Genomic DNA, 12,663 nt, shown 5'->3' on the forward strand with positions numbered 1-12,663 from the left:
TAGGTGTGACTAGTGGTGGTGGTTGTGCCGTTCGCGACGCGATCGCGTCAGTCGGGCTGCGGTGTGACGCTCGGCCAGGTGAGCGCGGCCGCGCCCCAGGTGGCTCCGCCGCCGTAGGCGGTCAGCAGGACCCGGTGGCCCGGCTTGAGCTGTCCGCCGGCCACCGCGTCGGCCATGGCCAGCGGGATGGATGCCGCGGCCGTGTTCCCGACGCGGTCGAGGTGGAGGGCGCAGCGCTCCATGGGCAGCGCCAGACGCTCGGCAACCGCCTGGAGGATCCGGCGGTTCGCCTGGTGCGCGACGAGACAGTCGACATCCTCGGGACGCCAGCCGGCCCGCTCTCGCACCTCCGCGGCAACGGCGGTCATACGGCCGACGGCGTGCCGGAAGACGGACCTCCCCTGCATCGTGAAGTACCGGCCTTCCTGTTCCGGATGGGCCGGATCGAGGGGCTCCTTGGAGCCGCCCGCCTGAACGGTGATCAGCTCCCTCAGGGAGCCATCACTCCCGAGGGCCGAGGGCCCCAGGGCGCCGGGTTCGTCCGGGTCGCCGCGGCGCAGGACGACGGCGCCCGCACCGTCCCCGAAGATGGGCCGGGTGCCGCGGTCGGCGGGTGCCAGGATCGTGGAGAACGCGTCCGCCCCGATGAGCAGGACACGTCGCGCGTTGCCGGCCGCGATGAAGCTGCTCGCGGCGGTCAGCCCGTACAGGAAGCCGCTGCACACCGCGGACAGGTCCCACGCCGGGGTGTCCAAGAGGCCCAGCCGGTGCGCCACGGAGGGAGCGGTGGCGGGACACGGGTGGTCCGGCGTGCTCGTCGCGAGGATCACCAGATCGACAGGTTCACCTCCGGCGGATTTCAGCGCCCGGGCCCCCGCCTGAACGGCGAGATCTCCGGTGGAGATGCCGGGTTCGACGACGCGGCGCTCGCGGATTCCGGTTCGGCTACTTATCCACTCGTCCGTGGTGTCCATGATTTTCGCGAGGTCATCGTTGGTCACCACCTTTTCCGGCAGATAGGCGCCGAGACCGCAGAGCACAGCACACTTCTGCATGACTCATCACCTCCTTCGGCGGACGAAAGTAACACGGTCTCAAGAGTATTTCCACAGGCCCTCTAAATTCATTTCGAAGCCTTGAAAACGACTACCATTAACGCCGAGAAAGTGGCAATGACTGTCATGTCGTCTGCTCATTCTTGCAGGTCAGAGACACAGGGTGGACGAAATGAGGCCCGGTCAGCCAGAAATTCATTGCCGGTCCTCGCCCCGTCGTGCTTCACTGCGCCTCATTCCAAGAACCCACTTAATACGTGGCGATCGGACGGATCCGTCCTCAGTACTTCCGACAGGGAGGAATAGCCGTGCCGTCAGTGGTTCCTGTTCGCGGCGACGAGATGACAGAGGAATTCATCAGCTTCGCGCCACGCCTTTACCGTGAGCTCGGCGATGACCAATGGATTCCTCCGCTGTCCTCGGACGTACGCCGTTTCATGGACGCAACGGTCAACCCCTACTTCGCGGAGGCGGAGATCGAGCACTTCCTCGCGCTCGACTCCGACGGCAGGACCGTCGGCCGGATCTCCACCACGATCGACCCCGCCTACGTGGAGCGCTTCGGCAAGACCGGCTTCTTCGGCTGGTTCGAGTGCGTGGACGACCCGGACGTCGCCTCGGCCCTGCTGCGCACCGCCGAGACCTGGGTCGCCGAGCGCGGCATGGAACGGCTCGCCGGCCCCTACTCGTACTGTGCGACGCAGGAGTTCGGGCTACTGGTGGAGGACTACGACAACCGGCCGGCCGTGTTCCAGCCGCACAACCCGCCCTACTACCGGCAGCTTTTGGAGGACGCGGGGTACGGACCCGACTTCCGCACCAACACCTTCAGCTGGCTCGGCGAGCGCGATGCATCCCTGGTGGAGCCGCTCGTCCGGCGGGGCGAGGAGCTGCGCGACAAGCTCGGCCTGACCGTGCGCGACCTGGACCCGGAGCGTTGGGACAGCGAGGTCGACCTCGTCCAGGAGCTGCTGGCGGCCTCCTTCGCCGAGAACCACGACATGGTCCCGATCAGCAAGCCCGTCCTGCGGTTCCAGTTGGACGAGCTGCGCGAGCTCATCGATCCGCGCCTGACCCGCTTCGTGGAGCACGAGGGCCGCGCGGTCGCCTTCAGCATGCTCGCGGCCGACGGCAACGAGCTGCTGAAGGTGGCCGGCGGCACCGTCACCGACGAGTTCGCCGCCCGCTACGAGGAACTCAAGGCCGGCATCCGGGGCACCGTGGTGCTGATGATGGGCGCCCGCCCCGAGTACGAGGGCAAGGGCGTCGGCCGGGTCCTGGTCGGCGAGATCGCGAAGGTCGTCCTCGGCCGCGTCGGTTCCTACCGGGACATGCACACCACCTGGGTCCACGAGCACAACTGGCAGAGCCGGGCCTATCTCGCGCACACCAAGACCGGCCCGGCGCGCACCTACGCCGTCTACGGGAAGGACCTCTCGCTGTGACCCGCGTGCTGATCACCGGAGCGTCCGGCAGTCTCGGCTCCGCCTTTGCCCGTCACCTCATCGAATCCGGCGCGGACGTCGTCTGCATGCTCCGCCCCGGCGAAGGACCGGGCGGACTGGAGCACCACCTGCACCGGTGCGAGATCCGCCGCGGCGACGTCACCGACCTCGCCTCGCTGGAAGCGGCACTCCAGGGCATCGACGAGGTCTACCACTTCGCCGGCATCGCCATCACGCTGAACAAACTGCACTCCCTCATGGAGCAGGTCAACGTCGAGGGCTGCGCGAACCTGGTCAAGGCGGCGACGACGGCCGGGGTACGCCGTATCGTGCACGCCTCCTCGATCTCCGCCATCGGCTATCCGCGACCGGGTGAGATCGCCGACGAGAACTTCGACATCTCCCGCTCCAGCTGCGTGAACAGTTACATGATCACCAAGCGCGCCGGCGAGAGGGAGTTGCTGCGCGGCTGGCGCTCGGGCGGCCCGGAAGTGGTGATCGTCAATCTCAGCGCCTGCATCGCCCCGTACAGCGACCGCCGTTACGGCTGGGCGATGCTCATCGAGAGCGCCCGGCAGAACAAGCTCGTCGCCTATCCGCTGGGCGGCGCCGCCTTCACCTCGATCGACGACATGAACTTCGGCATGCGGGCCGCGATGGAGCGGGGCACGCCGGGATCCCGCTACATCGTCTCGTCGGTGAACCTCACCTACCGGGAGCTGTTCCACCAGATCGCGGAGGTCGTGGGCTGCGCGCCGCCGAAGCGGGCGGTGCCCGACACCTTGGTGCGGGCGGCCGGCCGGGTCGGCGCGGTCGTGGCCGCGATGCGCAAGGACCCGCTGCGATCGCCGTTCCTCGTTCCGGAGAACGCGGCGCTGTCGGTCAACAGGCTCTTCTACAACACCTGCCGGGCCCAACGGGAGTTGGGGTTCCGCCCCACCTCGCTGCACGACTCCATCGCCTCGGTCGACAACTGGCTGACCGAGCTGGAGGTCGACGGACTGATAAGCGCCCTGGGGTCCGAAGGGAGGCGGGGCAGTGCCCTCCGCAGCGTTGCAGACCACGACTGAGCACCTCACCCTCGGCCACGCCCTCGCCTCGCACGCGGAGCAGCTGTCCGCCACCACGGCACTCGTGTACGACCGCCCCGACGGGACACAGGACCGGCGCACCTACGCCGAGTTGTACGCGCAGGCCGCGGCGGTCGGCGCGGTCCTGCAGCAGCTGCCGTCCCGCACATACGACCGCCCGTTCGTGCTGATCGCGCTGCCCAACGGCGTCGACTACGTGGCGTCCTTCTTCGGATGCCTGCTGGCCGACACCGTGGCGGTCACCTTCCATCCGCCGCTGATGTCGACCATGCGGGCCGGCAAGGCGTGGGACCACCGGCTGGAACAGATCCTGCGCGACTGCGAGCCCTCGGCCGTCATCACCGCACCGGAACTGCACTCCCGCGTCCGAGCCGTCGCCGACGCCGCTCGGTCGGCCCCCTTGGTGATCGCACCGGATGAAATCCCCTGGGGCGCCGACGGCGAGGCGGGCCCGGTGCGGACCCGGCCGCGGCAACTGGCGCTGCTCCAGTACACCTCGGGCTCCACGTCGAGCCCCAAGGGCGCGATGGTGTCCAACGCCAACCTCGCCCACAACATCGCCCACATCCGGCGCAACCTGGGGACCGGGCCCGGTCAGTCGGCGGCGGGCTGGCTGCCTCTGTTCCACGACATGGGTCTGATCGGCATGGTCTGCCATCCGCTGACGGCCGGCATGAGCCTGCACATGTCGACGCCCACCGGCTTCCTGCGCAACCCGCTGGGTTGGCTGAGGACGCTGAGCGAGACCAGGTCCAGCTTCACCATCGCCCCCGACTTCGGCTACGCGACCGCCGTGCAGAAGGTCCCCGAGGAGCACCGCGAGGGCCTCGACCTGTCCGGGCTCCGGCATGCGCTCAACGGCGCGGAGCCGGTGCGCCGCAGGACCGTCACGGCGTTCGCCGAGGCCTACGGGCCGTACGGCTTCGATCCGCACGCGTTGATGCCGGTCTACGGTCTGGCCGAGGCAACGTTGGTCGTCACCTGTCTGGACCGGCAGGCCGCGCCGGCACTCGGCGAGGTGGACAGGAGGACCCTGGGCCGGGCCTACCGGGAGGCTCAGGACGCCCGGCCCGAGACCCTGCGCACGGAGCTGGTCGGATGCGGATCCAGCATCGCCCCGGACCTCGAGGTGGCCGTGGTCGACCCGGAGACCTCTCGCCGTCGCCCGGACGGCGAGGTCGGCGAGATCTGGATCAGTGGGCCGAGTGTCGCCGGCGGCTACTGGGGACACGAGAAGGCCACCCGGGAGACCTTCCGGGCGACGGTGGACGAGCCCGCGCTCCAGGGACGCAGCTTCCTGCGCACCGGGGACCTCGGGGTCTGGCACGAGGGCCAGCTCTGCATCGCAGGCCGCATCAAGGACGTGATCATCCACCGCGGCACCAACCACCATCCGCAGGACCTCGAGGCCACCGCCGAGGGCTGCCACGAACTGGTGGCGCGGGCCGTGGCCTTCGCGACGCGCGAGGGGGAGGACCAGGACGAGCAGGTCGTGCTCGCCTGCGAACTGCTCACCTACGGCCCCCGGGCGGACCACGCCGAAGTCCTGGCGGCGGTTCGCGGGGCCGTCCTCGAAGAGCACGGGATCGCGCCCGCCGCGGTCGCGGTGGTCCAGTCCGGGGCGGTGCCGCGCACGACCAGCGGGAAGCTCCGGCGTGCCGAGGCCGCACAGCGCTGGAGCGCCGATCAGTTCAAGCCGGTGGCCCTCTGGCACCGGGGTGGGACAAGCAAGGGAGGACCGCGGTGACCGCCGAGGCCAACATGACTCAGCGCGACATCTCGGCCGTGGTGCAGGCGTCGATCGCCGGCGAACTGGGCCTCGCCGCGGAGGAACGAGTGGACCGCCAGACCACGTTCGTGGATCTCGGTCTGGACTCCGCCGCCCTGATCGGACTCGCGGGCACGGTCACCGAGGAGCTGGGCATCGAGGTGCCCACCGAGTGGCTCTTCGACCATCCCACCGTCAACAGCCTGGCGGCGTTCCTGGCCGACACTCTCGCGACGCCGGAGCCCGCCCGTGGTTGAGGACGGCAAGGACGGCGCGGTCGCCGTCGTGGGACTCGGCTGCCGGGTCCCCGGCGCCGACACCGTCGACGCACTGTGGCGGCTGCTGGACGAGCGGCGGGACGAGATCACCCCGGTGCCCGGCCACCGGGAGCCCCTGTACACCGAGGTGACCGCAGCCGGCTCACGGGCCACGGGCGCCCAATGGGGCGGATTCCTCGCGGAGTTGGAGAGCTGGGATCCAGGGTTCTTCGGCATGTCGCCCAGCGAGGCGGCCCGGATCGATCCCCAGCAGGCGCTGGCCCTGGAGGTCGCCTGGCGAGCCCTGGAATCCGCGGGAGTCGTACAGGAAGATCTGCTCGGCAGCCGTACCGGTGTCTTCTTCGGACAGGCCACGCACGATCACGCGATGCTCCTGAGCGGGCAGTCCACGCACGAGATGCAGGGCCCGTACACCAACCCGGGCCTCTCCCACGCCATCACCGCCAACCGCCTCTCCTATCTGTGGGACCTGCGCGGTCCCTCGATGACCGTCGACACCGCTTGCTCGTCCTCCCTCGTCGCCGTGCACCTCGCCGTCCAGAGCCTTCGGTCGGGTGAGTGCGACCTCGCGATCGCGGGTGGCGTGAACGCGCTGCTGTCCCCCGTCCCGCAGCTGGGCGCGGCCGGCCTGACCGCGCTGGCCGCCGACGGCCGCTGCCGAACCTTCGACGCCTCAGGTCAGGGTTACGTCCGTTCCGAGGGCGGTGGCGCGGTCGTGCTACGCCGTCTGGAGGACGCGCTGGCCTCGGGCGAGCACATCCACGTCGTGATCAAGGGGTCCGGCGTCAACCAGGACGGACGTACCAACGGGCTCACCGCCCCCAGCGGCCGTGCGCAGACCGAGCTGATCGTGCAGTCGCTGCGGCAGGCGGGAGTGAGGTCCGCCAAGACCCTCGGGTACGTCGAACTGCACGGCACCGGCACCCCGCTCGGCGACCCCATCGAGGGCCGGGCGCTGGGCGCCGCCCTGGACCGGGCGGTGGGCAAGGACAGGCCGCCGCTGCCCGTGGGATCGCTCAAGGCGAACATCGGCCACCTGGAGGCAGCGGCAGGCGTGCTTGGCCTGATCAAGGCCGCACTGGTGCTCCGGCACGGCGTTGTGCCCGGCAATCCCCATCTGCGCGAGGTCAACCCGCGCATCGATCTGGACGGCTTCGGCCTCGCGATGTCGGACGGCCACATCCCCCTGCCGGCCGACGCCTCCGCGGTCGCCGTGAGCTCCTTCGGTTTCGGAGGCACCAACGCCTCCGTCGTACTCGCCCGCGCGCCGCACCAGCAATCCCCCGTGCAGGTCGGCGCGCGGGCGAACTCCGGGCCCGTCGTTCTGCCACTGTCGGCCCGGAGCGCCCAGTCGCTGGCAGCGACAGCCAGCGACTGGGCGGACTGGTTGGGCTCCATGGAGGACTGGGAGGACGTACGGCAGGCGGCGCGGGCGGCGTCCGCACACCGCACTGCCTTCGAGTGGCGTGCCGGGGTGGTCGCGGCCGGCCGGCAGGAGCTGCTGGACCAGCTGACCTCGATCGGGGACGGCACCCGCGACGCCCCGCACACCCGGACGGGCACGTCCCCGTCCTTGGGATTCGTGTACTCGGGGCACGGTTCGCAGTGGGACGGCATGGGCCGCGAACTGCTGGGCGCCTGCCCGCCCTTCGCCGAGCGGGTGCGAGAGGTCGACGCCGTACTGGCGCCGATGCTGGGCTGGAGCCCGCTCGCGGCGCTCGAGGGGACAGAGTCGGCGGACCTCGACGACATCCGCGTGGCACAGCCGCTGATCTTCACGGTGCAGCTCGCTCTCACCGCACAACTGGCCGGCCTGGGGATCCAGCCCGATGCCGTGACCGGTCACAGCATGGGTGAGCTGAGTGCGGCCGTCGTCGCGGGCAGGCTCGAACTGGCCACCGCCTGCCGGGTACTGCGTGCCCGCAACGACGCCGTCGATGCGGCTCGCGGCACCGGCGGTATGGCCGTGGTGGAGGCCGGCGCGCACGAAGCGGCCGAGATTCTGGCTCAGTTGGGCAGTCCCGTCACCGTCGCCGCCGACAACAGTCCCCGCTCCTGTGTGCTCTCCGGGCACGACGGCGCGCTGACGGCGGCCCTCGCGGAGTTCGAGCGCCGGGGACGCGACACCCGCCGGGTCAAGGTCGACTACCCCTCCCACGGCCCTCTCATGAAGGCGCCGGCCGAACAGCTCGGCCGGGTGCTGGGCAGCGTGGAGGCACCTGAGCCCGGCTCGGGCCCGGCGTTCTACTCCTCGGTGCACGGCCGGTCGTACGAGGCGCCCCTGGACGCGCGGTACTGGCAGGACAACCTCACCCACCCGGTCCGTGCCCGTGGAGCGGTCACGGCCATGGCGGACGACGGTGTCACCCATGTCCTGGAGATCAGTCCGCACCCGGTGTTGCTCGTCGCGCTGCGGGAGTCCCTCGAGGCCCAGGGCGAGGGTGCCGTGGCGCTCTCCACGGGTCATCGCGACCAGCGCGGGGGCCTCGGGCTGCGCGAGGTGGAGGCGGCACTGTTCGAGCGGGGCCTGCATCTGAGGGCGGACGCCGACGCGGTGACCCACGCCTGGGCCTCGCGGCTACCGGTCCACCCCTTCCGGCGCACCCACGTCTACCGGGTGCCGGCGGCCGGGCCGACCGACCGTAGGAAGGGCGCAGCTCCCGGCATCCTCACGGAGGCGTCCTTCCAGCCCGGGACGTACCTGGCGGGCCTCACCCTGCCCGAGACGCGCGAGAACCACCTGATGGCGGGCGAGCCCGCGGTGTCCGTCGCGGAGCTCGTGGCGGCGGCACTCTGGTCGGCGCGGGAGGCCGGCGTCGAGGACGCCGCGTTCGTCCAGGACCTGGAGATGCACCGGCCGCTGCCCGCCGAACCGAGCGTGCCACGGCAGTTGGTGGTGCACCTGGGAGGGAACGGTTCGCGGCCCGCACGCTCCGCCGCGGTGCGGTTCCTCTTCCGGCGCGCCGGCCGGTGGACGACGGCGGCGTCGTGCACGGTCGGCGCCCGGCCGCCGGCACCCCTGCCGGACGTCACCGCGAGCGTCAGGTGCGAGGTGAACGTGCCCGCTCCGCCGCCGACCGCGTCGCCCGCGTCCCTGGCCAGCGTGCTGGACCGGGCGCTGCCCGCCGTGGCGCGGGCGCTGCTGGCCGAACGAACGGATATCGACCCGGAGTTGGTTGCGGTCTCCCGCGTCGGGGCGGTGCACGCTTCGGCGGAATTGTGGACGGCGGACGGTGCCGTCGCGGAAGGACAGCTGCGGGAGTGCGACGGGGAGGTGCTCATGGATCTGGCGTTCGTCTCCACGGCGGGCAACCTGCTCGCGCAGGTGCAGCACATGGCGTTGGCGCAGCTGTCGCAGCGCGGCGGCACCGACGATCCGGAGGAGACGGCCGGCATCGGCTCCGGCGGTCGTGCCGTGTCCGGCGGTGAGCTGCGGCAGACGCTGCTGTCGCTGCCCTCCGACACCGAGCGGCGGCAGGCACTGGGCAGTTGGCTGCACACGACGCTCGACAGCGTCCTGCCGAACGGACTGCGCGAGGGTGCCACGGACGACCTGTCCTTCGCCGAGATGGGGCTCGAGTCGCTGATGGGCGTGGAGCTGCGCAACCGGCTGGAGAAGGAGCTGGACATCCGGCTCTCGGCCACCTTGGTCTGGGCGCACCCCACCGTCCGCCAGCTCGCCGACGCCCTGCTCGGGCGGATCGTCCAGGAGACGGAGCAGGCACAGCAGGTGGCGCCCGGCGCCGCCCAGGACGCGATGACGCGCCCGGGGGCCGCCGGTTCCGACGCCCTGAGCCAGTTGCTGGCAGAACTCGACGGCTAGCCACGGGGGAAGGCATGAACACCGACACCACGACCGACCAGGCACTGCTGCGCGCTGCCGAGACCATCCGGTCGCTTCGCTCACGTGTCTCGGAGCTGGAAGCACGGTCACGAACAGAGCCGATCGCCGTCGTCTCCTCGGGCTGCCGCCTGCCCGGCGGGGCCGAAACGCCCGAGGCGTACTGGCAGTTGCTGGCTGAGGGCCGCGACGCGGTACGGCCGTTGCGCGGTGAGCGCTGGGCCGGCATCGACTTCACCGGCCTGGACGACCCGGGTTACGCCCGGCTCACGCAGTACGCCGGACAGATCGACGACGTCGACGGATTCGACGCCGCCTTCTTCGGGATCGGTGCCGCCGAGGCGGAGTTGCTGGACCCGCAGCAGCGCGTCCTCCTGGAGATCGCGTGGGAGGCCGTCGAGCGGGCCGGCTGGCCGGCCCGGGAACTGAGCGGGTCCGCCACCGGGGTGTTCGTCGGTGTCGGCCACCAGGACTACATGCTGGCCTCCCTGGCCGCACGGGACGACATCGGCAGCAGGCTCTCCACCGGCAGCGGGGCACGCAGTCTGATCGCCAACCGGCTCAGCTACGAGTTCGGATTCCGCGGCCCCAGCATGGCGGTGGACACGGCCTGTTCCTCCTCACTCGTCGCCGTCCATCTCGCCTGTCAGGCCCTGCGGAACGGCGCGTGCGACCGGGCGCTGGCCGGTGGCGTCAACCTCATCCTGTCCCCGCTGTCCACCACGATGACGGGACGCGCGCTGCCGCTGGCCCCCGACGGACGCACCAAGGCCCTGGCCGCGGACGCCGACGGCATGGTGCGCGGCGAGGGCGCCGGCCTGGTGGTCCTGCGGCGGCTGTCGGACGCGCTGGCGGACGGCGACCCGATCGAGGGCGTGATCCTCGCCGACGCGACCAACCAGGACGGCCGCACCAACGGCCTCACCGCGCCCTCGCCGATCGCGCAGGAGCACCTGATGCGCCAGGTGCTGGATGCCTCGGGGCTCGATGCGGGCGACATCACAATGGTCGAGATGCACGGCACCGGGACACCGCTCGGCGACCCCATCGAGTACGAGGCCGTGCGCGCGGTCTACGGCGGCCGGGGCGCACAGGACCCCACCTGCTGGCTCGGCTCGGTCAAGGCGAACCTGGGTCATCTGGAGTCCGCCGCCGGAGTCGCCTCGCTGATCAAGGCCCTCGGCGTGCTGCGCCACGGCCGGCTGCCGGAACAGATCAACCTCAAGGAGGTCAACCCCTTCATCGAGCTGGAGGGCGAGCGCTTCGACATCCCCCGCCGCCTGGAGACATGGCAGCCGTCCGAGAAGCGGTATGCCGCCGTCAGCTCCTTCGGCTTCGGCGGCACCAACGCGCATCTCATCGTCGCCCATCCCGACGCCGTCCCGGCCGCCCGCAACCACCAGCGGGACACGGCGGGCCCGACCCGTGCCCACACCGGGGACGAGCCCGTGCTGCTGCCGGTCTCGGCACGATCCGGCCCGGCACTGGCGGACGCGCTGCGCCGGTTCGCGTTCCATGTGCGGGACCTGGACGGCTCGCAGGTGCGCGACGTGATGGCCGCCGCGGCGCGCAGACGCCAGCCGCATCCCTGGCGTGCCGCCGTGACCGCGGCGAGCCCCGACGCCCTGGCCGAGGCCCTGCACCGCGCGGCGGACAGTCACGGCGGCCTGGCTTCCGGGACGCCCTCGACACCGCAGCGGCTCGGCTTCGTCTACTCGGGCCAGGCCGGCCAGTGGGCCGGAATGGGTGCAGCCCTGGCCGAGCGGGACGCGCGCGTCCGGGACGAACTGCTCGCCTGGGACCGGAGGATCGGCGAGGCGGGCGGGCCTCCGCTGCTGAAAACGCTCTCGAGTCCCGCGTGCGAGGAGGCGCTGCGCGACACCCGGTTCGCGCAACTCGCGATCGCCGCCCTCCAAGCAGCGCTCACGGCAAGGCTCAACGCCTGGGGCCTGAAGGCGGACGCGGTCTGCGGACACAGCGTGGGAGAGGTGTCGGCCGCGCTCGCGTGCGGCGCGCTGACCCGCGAACAGGCCGTGGAAGTGATCATGGCCCGCAGCGAGGCGCTGCATGTGCACGCCTCCGGCGGAGCGATGTACGCGGTGCGGGCGTCGGCCGACCAGGTCGCCGATGCGCTGGCCCGTGCCCGCCGGCACCCCGACGGGCCGGGCAGCGAGGTGGGCATCGCGGCGCTGAACGGCCCGGAGGGCACCGTGATCGCGGGGCCGACACCGCAGTTGGAGGCGCTGTTGCCGCATCTGTCCGACTGGCGCCTGACCCGCCTGGACACGGACTACGCCTTCCACAGTCCGGCGCTCGGCCCCGTCTCGGAACGTCTGCACAAGGAGCTGCGGACCCTGCGGCCCACCGCCGGCCAGGTGCCGCTGTACTCGACGGTGACGGGTGCGGCGCACGCGGGCGGCGATCTGACAGCCTCGCACTGGGCCGCCAACGCCGCTCTCCCGGTCCGCTTCAGCGACGCCGTGGGGGCGATGATCGACGACGGCATCACCTGCTTCGTGGAGATCGGCCCCCACCCCGCGCTCCTCCCTCACATACAGCACCTGGCCGAGGCCAGGTCCGGGGACGGACGCATCCACACGGTGGCCACGCTGCGCCGCCGCCAGGGCGAACTGCCCGGACTGCACGCGGCGGTGGGACAGCTGTGGTCCGCGGGCAGCGACGTGGACTGGTCCGCCGTCTTCCCCGGCCCGTGCCCGATGGTGCCGCTGCCCACCTATCCCTGGCAGCACCGCTCGCACTGGGTCTCCGGCTCCGCACCTGACAGCACGTCAGGCACCGGGCAGGACGATCCGACAGATGCGGCAGCGCCCGCTCTGGACGTGGACTCGGTCCTGGAGCGGCTCATCACGCACCTCGCCGACATCATGCGCGCCGACCCCGCCGTGCTGGTCCCCGACCGGTCCGCACGGGACCTGGACGTCGACTCGGTGTCCTTCGTGGAGCTGAAGAACCGCCTGGAGAGCGACCTGGGGGCGGCGATCCCGATCACGGTGCTCACCGAGGGCGCGACGCTGCGGGAGGTCGCCCACACCCTCGCGACGGCCGGCGCGACACGCGGCCCCACCTCGGCCGAGGCCCGGCACGCCCTGGACCACCTCGACGAACTGTCCGAGGAAGAACTCGACCGTCTGATGACGGCACTCGACTCCGAAGAGGGACGATAA

Annotated in this window: 7 protein-coding genes; 6 read left to right on the plus strand and 1 reads right to left on the minus strand. The window is 71.3% G+C overall.

The window, feature by feature from the left end; genetic code table 11:
* Positions 1–47: 47 nt before the first annotated feature.
* Positions 48–1,055, minus strand: a complete 1,008-nt coding sequence (locus OHT51_RS07765) for a beta-ketoacyl-ACP synthase III (RefSeq protein WP_328878159.1) — start codon at positions 1,053–1,055, stop codon at positions 48–50.
* Between the two features lie 341 nt (positions 1,056–1,396).
* Between OHT51_RS07765 and OHT51_RS07770 the strand changes: the two genes are divergently transcribed.
* Genes OHT51_RS07770 through OHT51_RS07795 form a run of 6 tightly spaced genes read left to right on the plus strand, consistent with a single transcriptional unit; the run spans position 1,397 to position 12,663 of the window.
* Complete coding sequence (locus OHT51_RS07770) at positions 1,397–2,500, plus strand: hypothetical protein (RefSeq protein WP_328878160.1); 1,104 nt, start codon at positions 1,397–1,399, stop codon at positions 2,498–2,500.
* Positions 2,497–3,570 carry an SDR family NAD(P)-dependent oxidoreductase gene (locus tag OHT51_RS07775; RefSeq protein ID WP_328878161.1) on the plus strand — a complete coding sequence of 358 codons (1,074 nt, stop codon included), beginning with the start codon at positions 2,497–2,499 and terminating at the stop codon, positions 3,568–3,570. Before OHT51_RS07770 ends, OHT51_RS07775 begins: the two co-directional genes overlap by 4 nt.
* A complete protein-coding gene (locus OHT51_RS07780; protein WP_328878162.1) occupies positions 3,554–5,338 on the plus strand; it encodes a fatty acyl-AMP ligase in 1,785 nt (594 codons plus the stop codon). The genes OHT51_RS07775 and OHT51_RS07780 overlap by 17 nt, the downstream gene beginning before the upstream one ends.
* A complete protein-coding gene (locus tag OHT51_RS07785) occupies positions 5,335–5,616 on the plus strand; it encodes an acyl carrier protein (protein ID WP_328878163.1) in 282 nt (93 codons plus the stop codon). Before OHT51_RS07780 ends, OHT51_RS07785 begins: the two co-directional genes overlap by 4 nt.
* Positions 5,609–9,460 carry a type I polyketide synthase gene (locus tag OHT51_RS07790; protein WP_328878164.1) on the plus strand — a complete coding sequence of 1,284 codons (3,852 nt, stop codon included), beginning with the start codon at positions 5,609–5,611 and terminating at the stop codon, positions 9,458–9,460. Before OHT51_RS07785 ends, OHT51_RS07790 begins: the two co-directional genes overlap by 8 nt.
* A gap of 14 nt (positions 9,461–9,474) precedes the next feature.
* The gene (locus tag OHT51_RS07795) at positions 9,475–12,663 is read left to right on the plus strand and encodes a type I polyketide synthase (protein WP_328878165.1); all 3,189 of its coding nucleotides are present in this window, start codon (positions 9,475–9,477) and stop codon (positions 12,661–12,663) included.

The sequence above is a fragment of the Streptomyces sp. NBC_00299 genome (assembly GCF_036173045.1).
GTDB lineage: Bacteria > Actinomycetota > Actinomycetes > Streptomycetales > Streptomycetaceae > Streptomyces > Streptomyces machairae.

What these genes read in the sequence shown, in the direction of transcription:
- OHT51_RS07765 (WP_328878159.1), bottom strand. Translation starts at nt 1,055, where the DNA reads ATGCAGAAGTGTGCTGTGCTCTGCGGTCTCGGCGCCTATCTGCCGGAA.
- OHT51_RS07770 (WP_328878160.1), top strand. Translation starts at nt 1,397, where the DNA reads ATGACAGAGGAATTCATCAGCTTCGCGCCACGCCTTTACCGTGAGCTC.
- OHT51_RS07795 (WP_328878165.1), top strand. Translation starts at nt 9,475, where the DNA reads ATGAACACCGACACCACGACCGACCAGGCACTGCTGCGCGCTGCCGAG.